This window comes from Pseudomonas sp. PA15(2017), assembly GCF_001945395.1.
Taxonomy (GTDB): domain Bacteria; phylum Pseudomonadota; class Gammaproteobacteria; order Pseudomonadales; family Pseudomonadaceae; genus Aquipseudomonas.
On sequence record NZ_MSXV01000037.1, the window covers coordinates 35,441 to 57,782 of the forward strand.

Sequence of the window (22,342 nt, forward strand, 5' to 3'; positions counted from 1 at the left end):
TAGTCAGTGGTCATAAAACCAAAAGCCCGCGTAATGCGGGCTTTTGGCGTTTTGGGCTGGCAAGTTCGGATGGCGTTTGCTGCTTTCGGGACATGAGGCGAGGGTTACGCCTCGCCCTACCGGCGCATCAAACCGCCTTCGCCCTGGCCAGTTGCTCGCCTTCGAGCCAGGCGCCGATTTCGCTGGCCGGCATGGGTTTGGCGAACAGGTAGCCCTGGGCCCAGGCGCAGCCGAGGTTTTTCAAGGCGGCGAGTTCTGCGGCGGTTTCCACGCCTTCGACGATGCATTCCAGCTGCATGTCCTGGCACAGGGCGATCAGGGATTTGACGATCTTGAAGCTGGCCGGGTCGGCGTCGATGTGGGTGACGAAGGTGCGATCCACCTTCAGCTTGGTCAGCGACAGCGCGTGGATCTGGCTCAGGCTGGAGTAGCCGGTGCCGAAGTCGTCGAGGGAAATGCCGCAGCCCAGTTCGCGAAACCGGCGGATCGCCTGCTGGGTTTGCGGCAGATCCTGGATGGCGGCGGTTTCGGTGATTTCCAGGTCGATACGGGCCGGGTCGAACGGGCTGCGTTTGATCAGCTCGACGATCTGCTGGGCGGCGTCTTCCGAACCGCAGTCGTGGGCCGACAGGTTGAACGACAGGCGCATCCCGGCAGGCCAGCTCGCGGCCGCTTCCAGCGCCTTGCCAAGCAGCGGCACGGTGAGGCGATTGACCATGCCGACGCGTTCGGCAATCGGGATGAATTCGCTGGGCGACACGTTACCCAACTCCGGGCTTTGCCAGCGTGCCAGTGCCTCGAACGCGATGGTTCGTTCACTGCCAAGCTCCACGATGGGTTGGAACACCACGTGAAACTCATCGTTCAGATCGGCACGGCGCAGGGCCTGTTCGGTCAACCCTTCACGGTTGAGCTGCTGGCGATGGGCGGCGCTGAACAGGCACACCGTGCCGGGGCGGTGGCGCTTGCTCTGGTAGAGGGCATAGTCGGCGTATTCATACACCTCGGTGGCGCTGGCTGCCTGATCGGGGAAGGTGGCGATGCCCAGTGAGGCGCTGATCTGGATGGGTATGTCCACGAGCAGGAACGGCTCGCGCATGCTGGCGCAGACTTTTTCGCCAAAGGTGCGCAACTGGTCGTCGCTCATGGGCTGGGTGATGATCAGGGCGAATTCGTCGCCGCCCAGCCGGGCCAGGTGTGTGTCGTCGTCGAGCAACCCGGTCAGGCGCTGGCCAACCTGATAGAGCAGCCTGTCACCAACGCTGTGACCATACAGGTCGTTGACCGGCTTGAAGCCATCCAGGTCGATCAGCCCCACGGCCAGCCGGGTCTCCTGCTCACGGGCGCGGGCCAACAGCGTATCGAGGCGAGAAAAGAACTGCCGCCGATTGGCCAGCCCGGTGAGGCTGTCCTGATTGGCCAGGTGAAGGTTCTCCTCGCTGAGTTTCGCCGTGTGCGCCTGCATGTTCACCAGCCGGGTGAAGTCGGCGTACTGCACCTTGAGGATGACCAGCATGGCGATGGACACCAGCAGCACGTCGATCGCGGTGGCGACGAAGGTGATGATAGTGGTCGACGCGAAGAACACCACGAACGCGGTGTTGACCACTGCCGTGGTGGCCAGGGCGGCTGGCAGCAGGTGCATCATGCAGAAAATGCAGCCGATGACGGTGATCGCCATGTAAAAGGCGACATGCGCCTGGGTGTAGCCGTCGCCGTAGGGAAACAGTGCCAGCGACCAGGCGGTGAAGGCAACGGCCACGAATGGCGCGAGCATGTTGGTGCGCTTCAGCGCCGTCAGCATCTGTGCCGGACTGCGCGTCTGCTTGCGCGTGCGGATCCATTCCACCGTACGAATCACGCCGAACAACGTCATGACCGCTGGGCAGTACACCACCAGCCAGCGTGGCGCGACCGCAAAGTGAGTGCCGGCCAGCAGCAGCGTGTTGACCAGCAGGATGAAATACATCATCGGCAATTGGCGAGCCAGCGCGCTGTATTGCGCCTTGACCAGGCCGGGGTTGTCCTTGGGGACGGACATCAACGCTCGCACGGCCAGCAGTGTTTTCTTCATCAGGCGTCGCTCTGAAAATACAACCAGCTGAATAACCGAACGGATTGTTCTTTCCAGTCTGTACAACGCAGGGCCGAATCCTGCTTTCGTGTGATCGTATCGGCCGGTCCTCAAATTACTGCAATCTTATGAGTAGTGGCACTTTGATTTCGTTCCGTGCGCTGGTCGCAATAAATTGCCAGTAAGGCAGGCGCCATTGCGCTGCATGAGCAATTGGCAGGCAGGAGAGCTGTCGTCTACAGCGTTTGGCGTTTGGGATGCGACGCAGAGACAGATAAATCAAAAGCCCGCGCGATGGCGAGCTTCGGGGCTGGCAGATGCGGGTGGAGTTTGGCGTAAGGCTTGTTGCTCAGATTCTTGCCTTCACCGCTCAGACCTCCAGTGCCGCTCGGCCTTTTTGACGTAGGAACAGGCCGTACACAAAGCCGATCAGCAGCCAGACGGCACCCAGTTCCAGTACGCTGCGGTTCATGCTCTGGAGGATTACCAGCACCACGACGATGCCCACGATTGGCACGATCCAATGGGCGAAGAGGCGGCTTCTCTCCTTGATGGCGAACTGCACTAGCACCGAAACGTGCAACAGGGCGAAAGCCGAAAGGGCAACGAAATTCACGAAGGTCGCCAGGGTGTCGATGTCGTTGCGTATGGCGATGGCCACGGCCAGGGAAATGAGCGTAGAGAACAGCAAGGCGACCTGAGGCGTGCCGTTCTTGGGGTTAAGCCGAGTCAGAATGCCGGGCAGTTGGCGGTCGCGGCTCATGGCGCAGAGCACCCGCGATACGCCGACCTGCATGGGCAGCACATTGGTGAAGCCGGTCAGCAGCGCGATGATCCAGGCCACCGCCAGCGTACTAAAGGGGCTGATCTGCACGGTCAGCAATTGATAGATCGCACTGGACGGATCGTCGATCGTGATGCCGGGCATCAGGTTGCCCAGCACCCAGGTGCCGCCGACGAACACCAGGGTGCAGATGCCCAGGACGATGAAGATCGCTCGCCCGATCATCCGGCGGTCATCGCTCTTGGCCTCTTCGCAGAGCGTCGTAATGGCATCGAAGCCCAGGAATGACAGAACGCAGATTGAGGTGGCCGCGAAGATCTTCATCGGGTCGAACTGGCTGGCATCGTAGAACGGAGCGGCCGTCAGTGCGCTAGCGCCCTTGCCATCGGAAAGCGCATACAGCGCCAGGATGATCAGCACGATCATGACCACGAACTGGATGGCCGCCGACACCAGGCTCATCCGGGTGGTCACCGCGATGCCCGCCCAGTTCACCGCCAGACAGAGCGCCACCAGGCCGAGAATGCTCAACGTGCGATCGAGGTTCGGCAGCAGGGTCTGCAAGCCGATCGACATGACCAGGAACACCAGCGCCGAGATCAGCAGGTAATCCAGCAGAATCAGCCAGCCGGCGATAAAGCCCGGGACTTCGCCAAGGCTGTGCCGGGTGAAGCCATACACCGAGCCCGAGGACGGAACCTTGGCAGACATGGCGACGTAACTCTGCGCGGTGAAATACATGCATAGCGCGCCGAGCAGGTAGGCCAGGGCGATCAGCTCGCCGGAGGCGTCCCATACGAAACCGAAGGTGGTGAGCGGCGCCATCGGGGCGATGTAGACCAGGCCGTAGGCGACGAGATCCTTCATGCGCAAGGTGCGGCGCAGAGTGGGGGCGCCTTGTTCGGTAGCGGTGCTGATTGAGAGGCCCATGCTGGACTCCAGATTTTTCATTGTCGTTGTGCAACTCACACCGCCGGCGAGTGCCGGTGAGCGATGTGGCTGGCCTGTGCGGATGGCGCGGACCTCGACTTAGCCGCCGAACTGCTGGTGGCGGTGAACCTCCTGGCCTTCCAGCAAGGTCAGCAGAACCTGGGTCTGGCCGATGTCGTAGGGCGAGATGCTGAACAGGTCGCGATCCACAATGATCAGGTCGGCGTATTTGCCCACGCTCAGGCTGCCCGTGCAGTCATCGCGCCAAGCCGCATGGGCGGCGTTGATGGTGTAACCACTGATCGCGTCTTCGACGCTGATGCGGTGCTGCGGGGTGTGCACAGGCCCATGTTCACCGGCGGTCGGGTCTTGTCGGGTGACCGCACACTGGATGATCTGGAAGGGGTCGAAGGAGGTCACACCCCAGTCACTGCTGAGCATGCAGGTCACGCCCTGGCGGATACATTCGCCGATGGGGTAGATCCAAGGCGTGCGCGCTGGACCAAGCATGGCGTCGGCAATGCGGTCGGTGTCCGGGATGGGTTGCGCCCAAAGGGTCTGGAAGTTGCCGAGGATGCCCAGTTCGCGCATCCGTGGAATGTCGCTCGGTTCGACGACCTGCAGGTGGGCCAACTGGTGACGGGCATCCCATGTGCCGTTATGCTTGCGGGCGTATTCGATCCCGTCGATGGCCGCGCGCACGGCGCCATCGGCGATGCTGTGCACATGCAGTTGAAAACGCTCGCGATCGAAGGCCGCGAAATATTCGTTGATCTGCTCCTGGGTAAACATCAGCTCGGCATTGCCGCCGTTGTCGCTACGTGGCTGAAGCAATACGGCCGTGCCGTTCTCCAGCGTGCCATCGAGAAAGAACTTTGCCGAATGCAGTGACACGCGGTCGCCCTGGTAGGTGCGGCGCAGGTCGATGAGGTCGTTGAGCTGCTCGGCCAGTGGCTTGTGGGCGAACACCTTGGAGGTGGCGCGCACGCGTAGCGTCAGGTCTGCGCGCTCGAAGGAGGCCTGGTAGTTCTTCATGTAGTTGCGGCTGACCATCGCATCGAGCACGCCGGTGATGCCGCGGCTGTTGAAGACCTTGCTGTAGTGGGCCATCGCCTCAAGGAAGTCGTCATCGGTGTACGACGGGGCGATGCGGCCCATGGCCCAGATGGCATCTTCGATCAGCCAGCCCTTGGGCGTGCCGTCGGCCAGGCGCAGGTAGCTGCCGTTCTCCGGCTCCGGGCTGCCGGGGTGCACGCCGGCGGCGGCAAAGGCAGCGCTGTTGGCCCAGCCATTGTGATAATCATTGGCGAACATCAGCGCCGGGCGGCCATCGGTCACGTTGTCCAGCGCTTCTTTGGTCAACTGCTCGGGGGTGAAGCGTGAAGTGGAGAAACCGACGCCGCGAACCCACAGCTTGTTCGGGTTCGCCTTGGCGAAGTCACGGATGGTCGACAGCAACTCGTCGAGGGTCTGCGCTTCGTACAGGTCGGCACTGTGGTACATGTCGGCGCTGCTCAACTGGAAGTGCACATGGGTGTCTTGCAGGCCCGGTAGCAGGAGCCTGCCCTGGGCATCGATGCGCCTTGTGCCGGAGTTCGCCAGTGCTTCGATGTCCCGGTTGGAACCCACCGCCAGGATTCGGCCATCACGGATCGCGATGGCTTCGGCCCGCGGGCAGTGGGCATCCATGGTGTGAATGTTGGCCTGGGTGATGATCAGTTCGGCTGTGCGGGACATGGTGACTCCAGTTCTACGGGAAGGAGCGGGCGTACGAACGGGCCGCTCAGGTCGTTGGCGGTCGGTACGCGTCGGTGGATTGCGGGTGCAGCGCCAGGAAATCGTGGTTTTCCAGGTCGTCGCGGTCAGAGAGACAAGGCGTCGGTGTGCACCATGAAGTGGTTGCTTCCTGTTTTTATTGTTGTTTTGTGCAGGGCCTGAAAGCGGTCTTCCCTATCGTTGCCCGGTCGGGCTCAGTTGGAGGCCGCAGCAATTGACCTTTTGAGTTCAATATCCGCCACCCAGCCTCAGGGCTGACGTGCTTGGCCGTCGGCCATGCAACGGTTGGTGTTGATCAGGTTGCATGGCGTAGATTAGTGCTCGAAGTCGCGATTATTTAGACTGGCCTGGTCACAACTTTTAAGAATTTTTGGACTAAATCATGGATAAGCTCGGTGCCATGCAACTGTTCGTCGCCTCCGCCGAGTCGCGCAGCTTCAGCCGCACGGCCGAACAGCTGGGCATGACTCCATCGGGCGTGGCCAAAGCCACTCGCTTGCTGGAGACGCAACTGGGCGTGCGGCTGTTCGAGCGCACCACGCGAAGAATGGCGTTGACCGAGGCCGGAGCGCTGTATCTGGAGCTTGCCCGAGATGTGATTGCACGGATTCGCGAGGGAGAAGAAGAAATCGTCCAGCTGCAGCAGAGTCTGCAGGGCGCCCTTAGGATCAGTGGGCCGCTGTCTTTCGGGCGACCCTTTCTCAATGCCGTCTGCGCCGCTTTCATGGAAAAGAATCCAGGTATCTACCTGGAGGTCGATCTGTCGGACGAGTACGTCGACCTCATGGACGGACGCTACGATCTGGCGCTGAGGCTCGGCCATAGCGACTCGCCCGGGCTGATCGCCCAAGACATCGGCGAGAGCCGCGCGGTGCTGTGCGCGAGCCCGGACTATCTCGCGCGGGCAGGAATACCGCAGCATCCGCAGCAGTTGGTCGACTTCGACTGGCTGGTCTACCGGCATGCCGCGCTGGGGGAGGGCTGGTGCCTGGAAAAGGGCGGCCAGCGCCACCTGATCAGGCACCGGGGGCGCCTGAACAGCGACAACCTGGAACTGCTGCTCGAGGCTTGTCTGGCCGGGCAGGGGATCATGCCATGTCCGTACTGGAGCATGCTGCCCTACTTGAGCGAGGGGCTGCTGCAGGTTGTGCTGGGCGACTACCGCTTCGATCAGCGCGACTTGGGCTCAAGGCTCTTGGCCGTCTATCCCAGCACCCGCCGCGCGACCCGTAAGATCAACGCCTTTATCGAGCATTTGCGTGACTATCTTGCGGCGCATGGTTCGGGCTTGGCATAGCCACCGCGCTAGCGTGATCAATCCTCTGCCTTAGATGTCGTCTAGCTGGCTCGTTTGCAGATTCCTACTAAAGGTAGGTTAAGTCAGCAAGCGGAGGACGTACAGTATGACTGTTGACCCTATTCTGTTGATGGGTGGCTCTGGAGCCATCGGTAGCCACACGGCTGCGGCGCTGCGTGCCCAGCATCCCGATATTGCCTTGCTGATCGGTGGTCGTGATCTGGCCAAGGCCCAGCAGGCCGCCCAGCGAATCGGCAATGCGCAGGCGGTGGTTATCGACCCTGCAGCCGATGACCTGGGCCTCGGCGAGCAGCCGGTCAGTGCGGTGGTGGTGTTCTATATGGACCACGCCTTGGCCGGGCTGCGGTTTGCCCAGAAACGCGGTGTACCGCACCTGAGCATCTCGTCCGGGATATTCGAGATCGCGCCGGAAATCGCCACCTACATGCACACGCCCGACGCTGCGCCCATCGTGCTCGGCTACGAATGGCTGGTGGGCGCGACGACAGCGTCGACCCTGCATGCCGCCGAGGCGTTCGGGCGAATCGATAAGATCCGCCTCGGTGCCCTGGTCGATGAGCAGGATACCGGCGGGCCGACCGTCGCCGCCGACTTCGAGCATCTGAACCGGATGCTGCCGGCGGCACTGACGCGCCGTGATGGCGTTTATGTGTGGCGCGAAGGCGACGAGGCGAAAGCGCGCTTTCACGCCGTGGACGGCACGCCTATCGAGGCGGCGGGGTTCTCGTCCGTCGATGTCGTCGGCCTCGCCGCGGCAACCGGTGCTGCCAACGTGCAGTTCAACATGGCCATTGACGTCAGCTCCACCCGTCGCCAGGGCGGGGCGATGTCGACGGAAATCCTCATCGAGCTGACCGGTGTAGACCCGCAAGGCCAGCCGCTGCGCACCCGGCATGCCGTCGTGCATCCAAAGGGCGCGGCACTGCTGACGGCCCTTTGCGTGACCATGGTGGTTGAACGTTTGCTGGGGCTGGACGGCGAGCAGCCGACGCGGCCCGGCCTGTACTTCCCTTACCAACTGCTGGACCGCCCGCGCTTTCTGCAGCGCTTGCAGCAGGAAGGCGGCGAGCTGCGTGAGCTGGAGCCGATCGACGATTAGCCGGTAAACGTCAGCGCAGGGCGTGAATGGTGCAGGCCATTCGCGCCTTTGGGTTTTCATCACGGCGAATGCTTCAGGTGGATTTTCCTGAGAATCAAACGCAGTTGGCCCGTATAATCCATGGTAACTATTTGTTTCGAGGGGAAGAGGCTTATGTCGGTACATCGAGTAACCGGATTGGCGCACATGATCGGCGCCAGCGTTCTGTCCTGCGGCCTGCTGCTGAGTGGCCCGGCCCATGCCGCGGATCCGGTCACCCTGACCCTGTACAACGGCCAGCACGAGGCTACCGGCAAGGCCGTGGCGGCTGCCTTCGAGAAGAAGACCGGCATCAAGGTGCTGATCCGCAAGGGCGGCGGTGGCCAGCTCGCTAACCAGATCGCCGAGGAAGGCGAGCGCTCGCCAGCCGACATCGTCTACACCGAAGAAGCGCCGCCGCTGATCAAGCTCGGCAGCCAGGGCCTGCTGGCCAAGGTCGATGACAGCACCCTCAAGCAGATCGACGCCAAGTTCTCCGATGACAACGGCAACTGGATCGGCATCACCTCGCGCGTGCGCGTGCTGGCCTACAACCCGGATCTGGTCACCGAAACCGAGCTGCCAAAGAGCGTGCTGGAAGTGGCAGGCCCCGAGTGGGCCGGCAAGATCGCCTTCGTGCCGAGCAGTGGCGAATTCCTCGGCCAGACTGCCGCGGTCATCCGCCTCGACGGCCGTGAAGCCGCCGAAGAATGGCTGACCGGCCTCAAGGCCTTCGGCTCCACCTACACCAACAACGTGATCGCCATGAAGGCAGTGGAGAACGGTGAGGTCGGCGCGGCGCTGGTCAACAGTTATTACTGGACAGCGCTGAAGAAAGAGAAGGGCGAGCTGAAATCCAAGCTGCACTACTTCGCCGATGGCGATGCCGGTGGCCTGTCGAGCGTCTCCGGTGCTGCCGTGGTCAAGGCCAGCAAGCACCCGAAGGAGGCGCAACAGTTTCTCGCCTTCATGATCAGCGAAGAAGGCCAGAAGGCCGTGCTCACCCAGTCCGCTGAATACCCGGTCAACCCCAAGGTGCCGGCCGATCCGCTGCTCAAACCCTATGACCAGCTCAAGCCGCCGGCCATCACCGCTGCGCAGATCGGCCTGGCCGAGGACGCTCTGGAGCTGCAACGCGAAGTGGGTATGAACTGATCATGCAGCCCCAGGCGGTCAATCCGGAACTACCGCTGCCGGCACCGGCCATCACCAGCCGGCGTCGCAAGGCACCGCCGATCTGGCTGCAATTGCCGGTGCTGGCGCTGTTGCTGGTCGCGGCGCTGCCGCTGTTCTTCGTGGTGGTGCGCGCCGCGCAGGTCGGCCCGCACGAGGCCTTTGCGCTGTTGTGGCGGCCGTTCGTGTTCGGCCTGTTGGCCAACACCCTGAAACTGATGGTGCTGGTGACGCTCGGCTGCGCGGTGATCGGCCTGGCACTGGCCTGGCTGGTGGAGCGCAGCGACCTGCGCTGGCGCCGGCACTGGAACGTGCTACTGTGCCTGCCGTTCGCCATACCCTCGTTCGTCAGCGGCTTTACCTGGGTGTCGATCAGCCCGCTGTTCGAGGGCCTGGGCGGCACCGTGCTGGTGATGATCCTGTCCAAGTACCCGCTGATCTACCTGCCGGTGGTGGCGGTGCTGCGCAACCTGGACCCGGCCATGGAAGAGTCGGCGCGCATGCTCGGTTGCAGCCGCCGTGAAGTGTTCTGGCGCGTCACCCTGCCTTTACTGCGCCCGGTGTTGATGGCCACCAGCCTGTTGGTGGCGGTGCACATGCTGGTGGAGTTCGGTGCGCCGTCGATCATGCGCTACCAGACGTTCACCACCGCCATCTATCAGCAGTTCGAGCTGGAGTTCAGCGGCAGCAACGCAGCCATGCTGTCGGCCTTGCTGCTGGGGCTGTGCATGCTGCTGTTGTGGGGCGAGTTCCGCCTGCGCGGGCGCGGCTACGCGCGTACCGGCCAGGGCGTGGCGCGCAGTGCCGCCCGGGTGCGCCTGGGGCACTGGAGTGTCCTGGCACAGGCGCTGCTGGTGGTCCTGGTGGCCGTTGGCTGTGGCGTGCCGCTGGTGATGCTGGGTTTCTGGATCGTCGAAGGCAGCTCGGCCAGCTTCCCGGTAATGGAAATCGTCGCAACGCTGTGGTCGTCGCTGCGCTATTCCTTCGGCGGCGCCTTGCTCAGCTGCCTGCTGGCGTTGCCAGTGTGCCTGGTGGTGGTGCGTTACTACGGGCGCATGGCCACCCTGGCGGATCGCCTGCCGTATCTGCTGCACGCCTTGCCGGGTTTGGTGATCGCCCTGTCGCTGGTGTTCTTCGCCCTTGGCTACGTGCCGGCGCTGTACCAGACCAGCATCCTGCTGCTGGTGGCCTATGCGTTGCTGTTCATGCCCATGGCCCAAGGGCCGATCCGCGTCGCCCTGGAAAAGGCCTCGCCGCAGTTGGAAGAGGCGGCGCGCACACTGGGGCACACGCCTATCGCGACCTTTCTGCGGGTGACCCTGCCGATCATCTCGCCGGCCATCGGCGCTGGTTTCGTGCTGGTGTTTCTCGACTGCATGAAAGAGCTGACCGCGACGCTGATTCTCGGCCCCACCGGCCTGGAAACCCTGGCCACCAAGGTCTGGTCGCACACCGGCAACCTGGAATACGCTGGCGCCGCGCCCTATGCCGCGCTGATCGTGCTGGTGTCGGGGCTGCCGGTGTATTTGCTGACGACCCGCGCTTATCGGCGTGCTTGAGTGCGGGCAGGAAGTGCTGTCGCGGCTTAACGCACTGGCGCTCAAGGTGTATCGTGCGCAGCTCTCCAGCGCCCGCAGAGGCGCAATCGTTCAGACCTGATTAGTGTCACCGCAGTCCCGCTTCAGGAGCAGGTTTCATGAGTTTCACCCGTAGACAGGTGTTGGGCGGTCTGGTCGGCCTGGGCGTGGTCGGTCTCGGCGCTGGCGGCGCGCGCTATTGGCTGGGGCGCCCCTTCGACCGCAAGACCCACGACTACGAACTGATTGCCGCACCCCACGACATCGAGCTGGTGCCCGGCCATGTCACCCCGGCCTGGACCTTCGGTGGCCAGGCGCCCGGCGTGGAGCTGCGCTGCCGCCAGGGCGACGAGCTGCGCGTGCGTTTCATCAATCACCTGCCCGAGCCCACCACCATCCACTGGCACGGCATCCGCCTGCCGCTGGAAATGGACGGCGTGCCCTATGTGTCCCAGGCGCCGGTATTGCCGGGCGAGTTCTTCGATTACCGCTTCGTCACCCCGGACGCCGGCAGCTACTGGTACCACCCCCACGAGTCCAGCGCCAAACAGCTGGGCCGCGGGCTGGTCGGTCCGCTGATCATCGAGGAGCGCGAGCCCACCGGTTTCCGCCACGAGCGCACCCTGTGCCTGAAGAGCTGGCACGTGGACGAGGCGGGCGCCTTCACTGAATTCAGCGTGCCTCGCGAGGCAGCCCGGGAAGGCACCCGTGGGCGCCTGTCGACCATCAACGGCGTGTCGTTGCCTACCCTGGAACTGCCCGCCGGCCAGGTGGTGCGCCTGCGCCTGATCAACGTCGACAGCACCATCACCTATCGCCTCAATCTCTCCAGCGGCGAGGCGCGCATCTATGCCCTGGACGGTAACCCGGTCGAGCCACGCCCGCTGGGCAAGGATTACTGGCTCGGCCCGGGCATGCGCATCGACCTGGCGCTCAAGGTGCCGGCTGTTGGCAGCGAAGAGTTGTCACTGCGCAACGGGCCACTGCGCCTGGCGACCATCAAAGCGGTGGCCAGCAACGAGCCTGCCGCCGAGTGGCCGCCGGCATTGCCGCCGAACCCGGTGGCCGAGCCGGATCTGGCGAAAGCCGAAACCCTGCGCTTCAACTTCGAGTGGGCCGCGGCACTGGCATCGCCCGCCGACGAGGCTGCCGGCCGCTACAAGTACTGGCAGATCAACGGCCAGGCCTGGGATATCAACGACAAGACCTGCGCCGACCGGCCCATCGCCAGCCTCAAGAAGGATGGCCACTACATCTTCGTGCTGCGCAACATGGCCCAGTACCAGCACCCGATCCACCTGCATGGGTTGATCTTCAAGGTGCTGGATTCCAACCGCCGCAAGATCGAACCGTACTACACCGACACCTTCCTGCTTGGTAAGAACGAGACCGCGCGCATCGCCTTCGTGGCCGATAATCCTGGCGTGTGGATGTTCCATTGCCATGTCATCGACCATATGGAAACCGGCCTGATGGCCGCCATCGAGATCGCCTGATTTGAGTGCCTTGACGTGAGAGCCCCCTTGATCATCGACCGTAGCCACGATGAGCGCTTCATGCGCGAAGCCCTGGAGTTGGCAGCCGAAGGCGCTGCCCGCGGCGAAGTGCCGGTCGGCGCGGTGCTGGTGCAGGATGGCGAGGTGATCGGCCGTGGCTTCAACTGCCCGATCTCCACCTCAGATCCCAGTGCCCATGCCGAAATGGTCGCCATCCGCGCCGCCGCGCAAGCCATCGCCAATTACCGCCTGCCCGGCAGCACCCTGTACGTGACCCTGGAGCCCTGCGCCATGTGCGCGGGACTCATCGTCCACTCGCGCATACAGCGCGTGGTATTCGGCGCCAGCGAACCCCGCGCAGGCATGGCGGTAAGCCGCGGCCAGTTCTTCGACCAAGCCTTCCTCAACCACCGTGTACTGGTTGAGGGCGGGGTGCTGGGCGAGGAGTGTGGCGAGGTGCTGAAGGCGTTTTTCAAGGCGCGGCGGGGCTAGCCCTCTTTCAGGTTGCGTCGCTCGTGGCGATGCCGCAGGCAGATCAGAACTCGTACCGCAGGCCGACCAACTGAGGCAGGGAATCATGCAATTGATCAAAGCAGGGATGTTTGCCGCAGCGGCACTGCTGGGCGCGTCTGCCCAGGCGGCGGAGCGGCAGGTTTATCTGGTGGCCACGGCACATCTGGACGGCTCCAATCTGGCCCAGAGCATCTTTCTCCACGAGCCGGAAATCACCGAGTTGCAGGGTTGCCTGGATGCCGTGCGCAAGGGCCAGCGCGAGCGCGATTGGCAGCAGTATCACCACATCTTCCAGCGCGACAAGTTCAAGGGCTTCACCGGCCATATGCGCTACCGCTGCGTTTACAGCGATCTGCAGATCAGCGGCTGGTACGACAAGATGCGCTACAACCAGCCCTATCTGATCAGCATCGACGATGACGCGGTGCTGAACGTTAGCCGCTCTGCGAGCCAGGCGCAGTGCTCCGCGCAATTACGCGCCCTGCCGGCCAACACGAAGGCGCAGAGCTTCTGCGCCATGGGCAACCAGACCGTCACCCGCTGAGTCGCTTCTTCGAGTCTGTTGAAAGTCTCGTATGCGCATGAAGCGGCCACTACAAGGCAGAAGCGGACATCGTCGCCTTACCTGTGGGAGCGGGGAACGGCCGCTCCCGCCGCTTCGCAGTCAAGGTCGACGAATCTGGGCTTAGAGATTATGACCAGGCGTCTAGAGCGGCGCCTTTTCCTGCTGCTCCGGGTGGTCCTTGGCGACGCCCGGTACGTGCAGACCGCTTTCGGCGACCTGGCTGCCTTCCAGCTGCGGTTGGGTCACCCAGGTGAGGATGTCGTAGTAGCGGCGGATGTTGCGCACGAAATGCACCGGCTCGCCGCCGCGGGCATAGCCGTAACGGGTCTTGCTGTACCACTGTTTCTGCGACAGGCGCGGCAGGATCTTCTGCACGTCGAGCCACTTGTCGGGGTCCAGGCCCTCGGCCTCGGTGAGCTTGCGCGCGTCTTCCAGGTGGCCGCCACCGATGTTGTAGGAGGCGAGGGCGAACCAGGTGCGATCCGGCTCCTGAATGCTGTCCGGCAACTGTTCCTTGACGTGCACCAGGTACTTGGCGCCGCCCTGGATACTTTGTTGCGGGTTGAGGCGATCGGACACGCCCATCGCCTGGGCGGTGCGCAGGGTCAGCATCATCAGGCCGCGGACGCCGGTCTTGGAAGTGGCGCCCGGTTGCCAGAGCGACTCCTGGTAACCGACGGCGGCGAGCATGCGCCAGTCCAGGCCGTTGGCCTGGGCAGCCTTGCGAAAGTGCTTCTCGTAACGCGGCAGGCGCTGCTGCAGGTGCTGGGCAAAGGTATAGGCGCCCACGTAACCCAAAACGTCGACGTGGCCGTAGTAGCGCTCCTTGAGGCGCTGCAGGCTACCGTTGTCCTGGGAGCGGCGCAGGAAGCCGTCGACCTGTTCCAGCAGGCTGTCGTCCTCGCCCGGAGCGACCGCCCAGACCAGGTTGCGCGAGTCGCCCAGGTCGAAGCCGACGCGCACATTGGGAAAGTACACCTGGTTCATGGCCAGCTCGTTGGAGTCGACCAGGGTCAGGTCGATTTCGCCCTCGTCGACCATGCGCAGCAGGTCGACGACCTCGACATCCGCCGACTCTTCATATTGCAGCTCGGGCTCTTCGATCTTCAGCGCAGCAAGCTGTTCGGCATGGCTGCTGCCCTTGAGCACCAGGATGCGTTTGCCGACCAGGTCCGCGGGGCGGCTGGGGCGGCGCTGGCCGTTGCGGTAGACGATCTGCGGGGTGACTTCCAGGTAAGGCACGGAGAAACGCGCACTTTGCTGGCGGCCTTCGCTTTCCACCAGGCCGGCGGCGGCGAGCACCGGTCCGCCCGGCTTGCCGAGGCGTATGAAAAGGTCATCGAGGTTGTCGGCGGTCTGGATTTCCAGTTTGACGTCCAGGTCATCGGCGAAGCGTTTGACCAGCTCGTATTCGAAGCCGGTTTCGCCATTGCGATCCTGGAAGTAGGTGGCCGGGCTGTTGCGGGTAATCACGCGCAGCACGCCTTCCTCCTTGATCCGCTCCAGGCTGCTCGGAGGTTCCGCGCAGCCGCTGAGCATCAGGAGTAATCCGAGCGCCGACAACCAGCCGGCGTAGCGCTTGCCAATCAGGTATGGAGAGGGCATCGGCGCAGTATACGCCAACGTCGTGCCGTGCCATATCTGGACAGCGCGCGTGCGCTCTGCTATCAGGCCGTTGAAAAACTACCTACGTTGCCATTGCCGCGTTAAAAACAGCCTCAAAATGCTCATGTACAGCTCGTACACTCCGCTTTTTCGGCTGTTTTTGCCTTGCACTGGCTGCCTCGCCTACGTTTTTCAACGGCCTGCAGTGCGAAAGCGCCGCCTACAGGCGCTTGTCCGCTGGCCGGCCAGGGCATGAGCGGGCGTGCTGCGCTCGTCGCTTTAGGCTAGAATATGCGCCCTCAAAGCACACCCCTTCCCAGAGGCTGTCCCCTGATGCTGATCCTGCGCGGCGCTCCCGCCCTTTCCGCTTTTCGCCACGGTAAATTGCTCGAGCAACTGACCAGTAAAGTGCCTGCTGTGACCGGCCTGTATGCCGAGTTCGCCCACTTTGCCGACGTCGACGGTGCCCTGAGTGCCGACGAAGAGCAGGTACTGGCCCGTCTGCTCAAGTACCGCCCGAGCGTGCCGGTGCAGGAACCCAGCGGTCGCCTGCTGCTGAGCATCCCGCGTTTCGGCACCATTTCGCCGTGGTCGAGCAAGGCCAGCGACATCGCCCGCAACTGCGGCCTGGACAAGATCCGTCGCCTGGAGCGGGGCATTGCCTATTATGTCGCCGGCGAACTGAGCGAAGCCGACGTACAGCAGGCTTCTGCGCTGCTGCATGACCGCATGACTCAGCTGGTGCTGAGCAATCTGCAGGACGCGGCCGGGCTGTTCAGCCATGCCGAACCCAAGCCGCTGACCGCCGTGGACATCCTCGGTGGCGGCCGTCCGGCGCTGGAGAGGGCCAACGTCGAGCTGGGCCTGGCCCTGGCCGAAGACGAGATCGATTACCTGGTCAACGCCTTCCAGGGCTTGAAGCGCAACCCGCACGACATCGAACTGATGATGTTCGCCCAGGCCAACTCCGAGCACTGCCGTCACAAGATCTTCAATGCCAGCTGGGACATCGACGGCGAAAGCCAGGAAAAGTCGCTGTTCGGCATGATCAAGAACACCTACCAGATGCACAGCGAGAACGTGCTGTCCGCTTACAAGGACAACGCCTCGGTGATCGTCGGCCACACCGCCGGGCGCTTCTTCCCCAATCCTGAAACCCGCCAGTACGGCGCGGTGCAGGAGCCGGTGCACATCCTGATGAAGGTGGAAACCCACAACCACCCGACCGCCATCTCGCCGTTCTCCGGCGCGTCTACCGGCTCTGGTGGCGAGATCCGCGACGAAGGCGCCACTGGCCGCGGCGCCAAGCCGAAAGCCGGTCTGACCGGTTTCACCGTTTCCAACCTGAACATCCCCGGTTTCGAACAGCCCTGGGAGCAGGCCTACGGCAAGCCTGAGCGCATCGTCACGCCGCTGGACATCATGATCGAAGGCCCGCTGGGCGGCGCCGCGTTCAATAACGAATTCGGCCGTCCGGCGCTGACCGGCTATTTCCGTACCTTCGAACAATCGATCAGCACGCCCCATGGCGACGAAGTGCGCGGCTATCACAAGCCGATCATGCTCGCTGGCGGCATGGGCAACATCCGTGAAGACCACGTGCAGAAGGCTGAAATCACCGTCGGCGCCAAGCTGATCGTGCTCGGCGGCCCGGCCATGCTGATCGGCCTGGGTGGTGGCGCCGCTTCGTCGGTGGCCACCGGTGCCAGCTCCGCCGATCTGGATTTCGCCTCGGTGCAGCGCGAGAACCCGGAAATGGAACGCCGTTGCCAGGAGGTCATCGACCGCTGCTGGCAGCTGGGCGACGCCAACCCGATCGCCTTCATCCATGACGTCGGCGCCGGCGGCATTTCCAACGCCTTCCCGGAGCTGGTCAACGACGGCGGTCGCGGCGGTCGCTTCGAGCTGCGCAACGTGCCCAACGACGAACCGGGCATGGCCCCGCACGAAATCTGGAGCAACGAATCCCAGGAGCGTTACGTGCTGGCCGTCAGCGCGCAGGACTTCGAGCGCTTCCAGGCCATCTGCGAGCGCGAGCGTTGCCCGTTCGCGGTGGTCGGTGAGGCCACCGAGGAGCCGCACCTGACCGTCACCGACAGTCACTTCGCCAACACCCCGGTGGACATGCCGCTCGAAGTGCTGCTCGGCAAGCCGCCGCGCATGCACCGTTCGGTGACCCGCGAGGCCGAACTGGGCGACGATTTCGACCCGAGCACCCTGGACATCGGCGAAGCCGCCGAGCGCGTTCTGCGCCACCCGGCCGTGGCCAGCAAGAGCTTTCTGATCACCATCGGCGACCGTACCATCACCGGCCTGGTTGCCCGTGATCAGATGGTCGGCCCGTGGCAGGTACCGGTGGCTGACGTCGCCGTGACCGCCACCAGCTTCGACGTGTATACCGGCGAAGCCATGGCCATGGGCGAGCGCACGCCGCTGGCGCTGCTCGACGCCCCGGCTTCCGGGCGTATGGCCATCGGTGAAACGCTGACCAACATCGCTGCCTCGCGTATCGACAAGCTCTCCGACATCAAGCTGTCGGCCAACTGGATGTCCGCTGCCGGTCACCCGGGCGAAGACGCCCGCCTGTACGACACCGTCAAGGCAGTCGGCATGGAGCTGTGCCCCGAGCTGGGCCTGACCATTCCGGTCGGCAAGGACTCGATGTCGATGAAGACCAAGTGGAGCGAGGAGGGCGCGCAGAAGAGCGTTACCTCGCCGCTGTCGCTGATCGTCACCGGTTTCGCGCCGGTCGCCGACGTACGCCAGACCCTGACCCCAGAGCTGCGTATGGACAAGGGTGAGACCGACCTGATCCTCATCGACCTGGGCCGTGGCCAGAACCGCATGGGCGCCTCGATTCTCGCCCAGGTTTACAGCCAGCTCGGCAAGCAGGCGCCGGACGTCGACGACGCCGAAGACCTCAAGGCCTTCTTCGCGGTGATCCAGGGCCTCAATGCCGACGGTCACCTGCTGGCCTACCACGACCGTTCCGACGGTGGTCTGCTGGTCAGCGTGCTGGAAATGGCCTTCGCTGGTCATTGCGGCCTCAGCCTGCAACTCGACGGCCTGGTCGAGTGCCGTGAAGAGCTGGCCGCCTTCCTGTTCAACGAAGAACTGGGTGCGGTGATTCAGGTTCGCCAGGACGCCACCCCGGACGTGCTCGCCCAGTTCAGCGCCGCCGGGCTGGAAGACTGCGTTGCGGTGATCGGCAAGCCGGTCAACAACGGTGACGTGGCCATCAGCTACAACGACCAGCCGGTATTCAGCGGCCAGCGCCGCCTGCTGCAGCGCCAGTGGGCCGAAACCAGCCATCGTATCCAGCGTCTGCGTGACAACGCCGAGTGCGCGGATCAGGAATTCGACGCGCTGCTGGAAGAAGACAACCCGGGCCTGTCGATCAAGCTGGGCTTCGACGTCAATGACGACATCGCTGCGCCGTACATCAAGAAAGGCGTGCGCCCACAGGTTGCCGTGCTGCGCGAGCAGGGCGTCAACGGGCAGGTGGAAATGGCTGCGGCCTTCGACCGCGCCGGCTTTGCCTCGGTTGACGTGCACATGAGCGATATCCTCGCTGGTCGCGTCGATCTGAACGACTTCAAGGGCCTGGTTGCCTGTGGCGGCTTCTCCTACGGTGACGTGCTCGGTGCCGGTGAAGGCTGGGCCAAGTCGGCGCTGTTCAACGCCCGTGCCCGCGATGCCTTCCAGGGCTTTTTCGAGCGCAAGGACAGCTTCACCCTTGGCGTGTGCAACGGTTGCCAGATGCTCTCCAACCTGCACGAGCTGATTCCCGGTACCGAGTTCTGGCCGCACTTCGTGCGCAATCGCTCCGAGCAGTTCGAAGCGCGCGTGGCCATGGTCCAGGTGCAGGAGTCGGCGTCGATCTTCCTGCGTGGCATGGCCGGCTCGCGCATGCCGATCGCCATCGCCCACGGTGAAGGCCATGCCGAGTTCGAAAGCGAGGAAGCCCTGCTCGAAGCCGATCTGTCCGGCACCGTGGCGCTGCGTTTCATCGACAACCACGGCAAGGTCACCGAAGCCTACCCGGCCAACCCGAATGGCTCGCCGCGCGGCATCACCGGCCTGACCAGCCGCGACGGCCGGGTGACCATCATGATGCCGCACCCGGAGCGGGTATTCCGCGCCGTGCAGAACTCCTGGCGCCCGGACGAGTGGCAGGAAGACGGCGGCTGGATGCGCATGTTCCGCAACGCCCGGGTGTGGGTCGACTGATTGCTCTTCTCGCAGTATCGAAAACGCCAGGCATTGCCTGGCGTTTTTCATTCCGGCATTTGAATCGCGTCGCGATTTCGACTTCTATCAAGTAAGCGATGCGGGCGCCGGCCGGTTTCGATGCATCAACTCATGACAGCATCTTTGCGCTCGGGAACAGTGCTCCGCCAGGTGAATCCGAATGTTTCAGCAGTGATGCTTGTGTCACGAATCTTGCTGGGCAATGTGCCATCATGCTGTGGCATGATTAGCACATTGTTTTCAGCGACTTGCAGTGGAGTAGTTGATGTACAAGTTGTGTTTCTACGTTCCGGAGAGCCACCTGGAAAGCGTGAAGGTGGCCGTTTTCGCCGAAGGCGCCGGGCGCGCCGCCGGCTACGAGCACTGCTGCTGGCAAACCCAGGGCCGCGGCCAGTTCCGCCCGCTGGAAGGCAGCAAGCCGTTCATTGGCCAGAGCGGCGAGCTGGCGACGATCCCGGAATGGAAAGTCGAGCTGGTCGTCGCCGACGAGCTGATCCATAACGCGGTCAAAGCCTTGAAGAAAGCCCACCCCTACGAAGTGCCCGCCTTCGAAGTGTGGCGCTTGTCCGATCTGCAGTTCTGATCGCGCGCGCTCCCGTGCTCGCGGCGCCTGCCGCGAGCCTCACTCGGTAACGGCCAGCTCCTGCTCGCTTTCCCGTTCCGGCCGGCGCTGAATGCTGCCGCAGGCCAGCAGGCCAACTTCGAACAGTAGCCACATCGGCACCGCCAGCATGGTTTGCGAGAACACGTCCGGTGGGGTCAGCAGCATGCCGACCACGAAACAGCCGACGATCACGTAAGGCCGGCTGCGGCGCAGCGTTTCGACATCGGTCAGCCCGGCCCAGACGATGATGAAGGTGGCCACGGGAATTTCGAAGGCCAGCCCGAAGGCCAGAAACAGGGCGAGGATGAAGTCCAGGTACAGGGCTATATCGGTCATCATCTCCACGCCATCGGGCGTGACGCTGGCGAAGAAGCCGAACATCATCGGAAACACCGCGAAGAACGCGAAGGCCATGCCGGCGTAGAACAGCAGAATGCTCGAAATCAGCAGCGGCACGGCAATGCGCCGCTCGCGGCGGTACAGCCCCGGCGCCACGAAGCCCCACGCCTGATGCAGCAGCACTGGCATGGAAATGAACACGGCGACCATCAGGGTCAGCTTGAAGGGTGCGAGAAACGGCGAGGTCACGCTGGTGGCGATCATGCTCGCGCCTTCGGGCAGGTAGCGGCGCAGGGGTTCGGATATCAGCGTGTAAAGCGTCTGTGCGAACGGGAACAGGCCCAGGAACGCCAGTAAGATCACCAGCAGGCAGCGCACCAGGCGCTTGCGCAGTTCGCCCAGGTGGGCGGTCAACGGCATGTTGCTCATGCTGTGCCCTCCCGTTTGGCCGCGGCGGGTTGCGAGTCGGGCTGCAGGTTGATGCCGCGGCGCAGTTCCTGTTCCAGCTGCCGCAATGACGCGGCATTCAGTTCCTTGCTCACGGCCTGGGCATCCAGTTCACGCTCCACCTGATCACGCAGCATGCCCATCGCCCGTTTTGCCTGGCCGAGGCCGCGGCCCAGGGTGCGGGCTGCCACTGGCAGGCGCTCCGGGCCGAGAACCAGCAACGCCACCACACCCACCAACAGCATCTCGGTGAAACCTATTTCGAACATCAGGCCTGGCGATCCGTTTGGCTGTGGGACTGTTGGGCGGTTCCCGAGAACGGCGCCTGCTGCTGTTGTACCTGGGGCGGCGAGTCGTCCGCCTCGCTGTTGCTGGCCATGGATCTGCGGAAACCCTGGATGGTTTCACCGAGATCGCCACCCAGCGTCTTGAGGCGTTTGCTGCCAAACAACAGGAATACGATCAACAGCACGATGACCAGTTGCCAGATACCGATGCCACCCATGAAAACTCTCCAACGTCATGAATTCGAAGGGCTAATCTGCCTGGGCTTTGTGACGCTGAAGTGACGCGCGGATGACGAAAAGCCGCGGCTGCCACCTCTCTGCAACATTCAGCCTGTTGACTGTCAGCTCTGATTCGAGGGCGCGACGATGGGGTGCGGACGGCAGCGCGGGGCGGCGTTATTGATGGTGCTGGTGGCCCTGGCCATGCTCGCCGGAGGGCTGACGTGGATGGTTCAACAAGGGCGGCAGCAGGTCGATTCGGTGCGCCTGCAACAGCAGCGAATCCAGGCGCGGGCCATGGAGGTCGCCGGCCTGGCATTCGTCGAACAGGCGCTCCTGGACCCTGCCTGGCGGCAGAGCCCGCTGTTCTGGCAAGCCTTGCGTGGGCAACCACTGCGCTACGACTTCGGCGGCGGTGCCGCAACCCTGCGTATCCGCGATTTGCACAGCTGTTTCAACGTCAATACCTTGGCCGGCCAGGAAGCGGAGCGGGCCGAGCGGCAGTTGCAGTATCTGCTCGGCGACGACCTGGCTGCCGAGCAACTGGTGCATGCCCTGGCCGACTGGATCGACAGCGATGGGCAAAGCCGCCTGCACGGCGCCGAGAGCGATCAGTACCTGCGCCAGACGCCGCCTCGGCTCGCCGCCAATCAACCGATGGTGGACATCAGCGAGCTGAACCTGCTGCTCACCCCGCAGCGCGGGCGGCAGCTACGTTATCCGCAGCTCTGTGCGCTGCCGCAGACATCCGGGTGGCGGCTGAACGCCAATGCCCTGGGCCTGGAGCACTTGCCGTTGCTCGATGCGCTCTACGAAGGCGAATTCCCGCGCGCGCTGCTGGCTCGCATCGTCACCGGTCGACCGGCCAATGGTTATCGCGATGCGGCTGCCTTGCGCGAAGCCCTGGGCGCCGTCGACGATCTGAGCTTCCAGCGCTTGAGTGAAGGGCTGCTGCTCAACAGCGGTGATTTCACGCTGCAGCTCGAGTTCGAGCAGGACGGTCGGCTGATCGGCAGCCAGTTTCAGATACAGGCCCAAGGTGTGGTGCGTTGGCATGCGCAGGTGCCTGCGCAGCGCGTGCAGGTGATCAGCCGGGAACCCTTGCCGTACGCCTTGTAGGCAGGGGCTGATAGCAAGCGGTAGCTGAAACCCGCTCACGATCTTTGCATGCCAGGGGGCTTGTGTCCTGTGGGTCGACTGCAACAAGGCAGAAGCGGCCGTTCGCTGATCCACTCTGGGAGCGCTGAGAGTCCGCTCCCGCCACGGT

The 22,342-nt window shown here is 63.6% G+C and carries 17 protein-coding genes; 10 read left to right on the forward strand and 7 right to left on the reverse strand.

Annotated features, from left to right (window positions below; all coding sequences use genetic code 11):
- Positions 1-127 precede the first annotated feature (127 nt).
- From BVH03_RS11920 to BVH03_RS11930, 3 genes are all read right to left on the reverse strand, one after another.
- Complete coding sequence (locus BVH03_RS11920; RefSeq protein ID WP_075961362.1) at positions 128-2,074, reverse strand: bifunctional diguanylate cyclase/phosphodiesterase; 1,947 nt, start codon at positions 2,072-2,074, stop codon at positions 128-130.
- A gap of 370 nt (positions 2,075-2,444) precedes the next feature.
- On the reverse strand, positions 2,445-3,788 hold the full coding sequence (locus BVH03_RS11925) for an APC family permease (RefSeq protein ID WP_075961363.1): 1,344 nt from the start codon (positions 3,786-3,788) through the stop codon (positions 2,445-2,447).
- 99 nt (positions 3,789-3,887) lie between these two features.
- Positions 3,888-5,525 carry an amidohydrolase gene (locus BVH03_RS11930; RefSeq protein WP_075961364.1) on the reverse strand — a complete coding sequence of 546 codons (1,638 nt, stop codon included), beginning with the start codon at positions 5,523-5,525 and terminating at the stop codon, positions 3,888-3,890.
- A gap of 421 nt (positions 5,526-5,946) precedes the next feature.
- On the opposite strand from BVH03_RS11930, the gene BVH03_RS11935 reads away from it, so the two are divergent.
- The 7 genes from BVH03_RS11935 to BVH03_RS11965 all read left to right on the forward strand — a co-directional run bounded on the left by BVH03_RS11935 (position 5,947) and on the right by BVH03_RS11965 (position 13,302).
- Entirely contained in the window at positions 5,947-6,861 is a 915-nt protein-coding gene (locus BVH03_RS11935; RefSeq protein ID WP_075961365.1) for a LysR family transcriptional regulator, read from the forward strand.
- A 106-nt stretch (positions 6,862-6,967) separates the two neighbouring features.
- Positions 6,968-7,981 (forward strand): NAD(P)-dependent oxidoreductase, encoded by a 1,014-nt coding sequence (locus BVH03_RS11940; protein ID WP_075961366.1) that lies wholly within the window; start codon positions 6,968-6,970, stop codon positions 7,979-7,981.
- A gap of 186 nt (positions 7,982-8,167) precedes the next feature.
- Positions 8,168-9,154 carry an extracellular solute-binding protein gene (locus BVH03_RS11945; RefSeq protein WP_371915353.1) on the forward strand — a complete coding sequence of 329 codons (987 nt, stop codon included), beginning with the start codon at positions 8,168-8,170 and terminating at the stop codon, positions 9,152-9,154.
- A 2-nt stretch (positions 9,155-9,156) separates the two neighbouring features.
- Positions 9,157-10,731, forward strand: coding sequence for an iron ABC transporter permease (locus BVH03_RS11950; RefSeq protein WP_075961368.1), 1,575 nt, complete (start codon positions 9,157-9,159; stop codon positions 10,729-10,731).
- A 137-nt stretch (positions 10,732-10,868) separates the two neighbouring features.
- A complete protein-coding gene (locus BVH03_RS11955; protein ID WP_075961369.1) occupies positions 10,869-12,245 on the forward strand; it encodes a multicopper oxidase family protein in 1,377 nt (458 codons plus the stop codon).
- Between the two features lie 15 nt (positions 12,246-12,260).
- Positions 12,261-12,737, forward strand: a complete 477-nt coding sequence (gene tadA / locus BVH03_RS11960) for a tRNA adenosine(34) deaminase TadA (RefSeq protein ID WP_075961370.1) — start codon at positions 12,261-12,263, stop codon at positions 12,735-12,737.
- 106 nt (positions 12,738-12,843) lie between these two features.
- Complete coding sequence (locus tag BVH03_RS11965; RefSeq protein ID WP_075961371.1) at positions 12,844-13,302, forward strand: hypothetical protein; 459 nt, start codon at positions 12,844-12,846, stop codon at positions 13,300-13,302.
- A gap of 162 nt (positions 13,303-13,464) precedes the next feature.
- Here the strand turns inward: BVH03_RS11965 and mltF are convergent, their stop codons facing one another.
- Positions 13,465-14,928, reverse strand: a complete 1,464-nt coding sequence (gene mltF / locus BVH03_RS11970) for a membrane-bound lytic murein transglycosylase MltF (protein WP_075961372.1) — start codon at positions 14,926-14,928, stop codon at positions 13,465-13,467.
- Between the two features lie 333 nt (positions 14,929-15,261).
- Between mltF and purL the strand changes: the two genes are divergently transcribed.
- Together purL and BVH03_RS11980 are read left to right on the forward strand one after the other, a co-directional pair.
- Positions 15,262-19,158: a phosphoribosylformylglycinamidine synthase gene (purL, locus tag BVH03_RS11975; RefSeq protein ID WP_075961373.1), complete on the forward strand. Its 3,897-nt coding sequence runs from the start codon at positions 15,262-15,264 to the stop codon at positions 19,156-19,158.
- A gap of 286 nt (positions 19,159-19,444) precedes the next feature.
- Entirely contained in the window at positions 19,445-19,762 is a 318-nt protein-coding gene (locus BVH03_RS11980; protein WP_075961374.1) for a YqfO family protein, read from the forward strand.
- Positions 19,763-19,801: 39 nt separating this feature from the next.
- Here the strand turns inward: BVH03_RS11980 and tatC are convergent, their stop codons facing one another.
- From tatC to tatA, 3 genes are read right to left on the reverse strand one after another with little or no spacing between them, the layout of a single operon-like run.
- Positions 19,802-20,551 carry a twin-arginine translocase subunit TatC gene (gene tatC / locus BVH03_RS11985; RefSeq protein WP_075961375.1) on the reverse strand — a complete coding sequence of 250 codons (750 nt, stop codon included), beginning with the start codon at positions 20,549-20,551 and terminating at the stop codon, positions 19,802-19,804.
- Positions 20,548-20,838, reverse strand: a complete 291-nt coding sequence (gene tatB, locus BVH03_RS11990) for a Sec-independent protein translocase protein TatB (RefSeq protein WP_075961376.1) — start codon at positions 20,836-20,838, stop codon at positions 20,548-20,550. The genes tatC and tatB overlap by 4 nt, the downstream gene beginning before the upstream one ends.
- Positions 20,838-21,074: a twin-arginine translocase TatA/TatE family subunit gene (tatA, locus tag BVH03_RS11995; RefSeq protein WP_075961377.1), complete on the reverse strand. Its 237-nt coding sequence runs from the start codon at positions 21,072-21,074 to the stop codon at positions 20,838-20,840. The genes tatB and tatA overlap by 1 nt, the downstream gene beginning before the upstream one ends.
- 148 nt (positions 21,075-21,222) lie before the next feature.
- Here tatA and gspK point away from each other — a divergent pair, with 148 nt between their 5' ends.
- Positions 21,223-22,194 carry a type II secretion system minor pseudopilin GspK gene (gspK, locus tag BVH03_RS12000; protein ID WP_075961378.1) on the forward strand — a complete coding sequence of 324 codons (972 nt, stop codon included), beginning with the start codon at positions 21,223-21,225 and terminating at the stop codon, positions 22,192-22,194.
- The last annotated feature ends 148 nt before the right edge of the window (positions 22,195-22,342 follow it).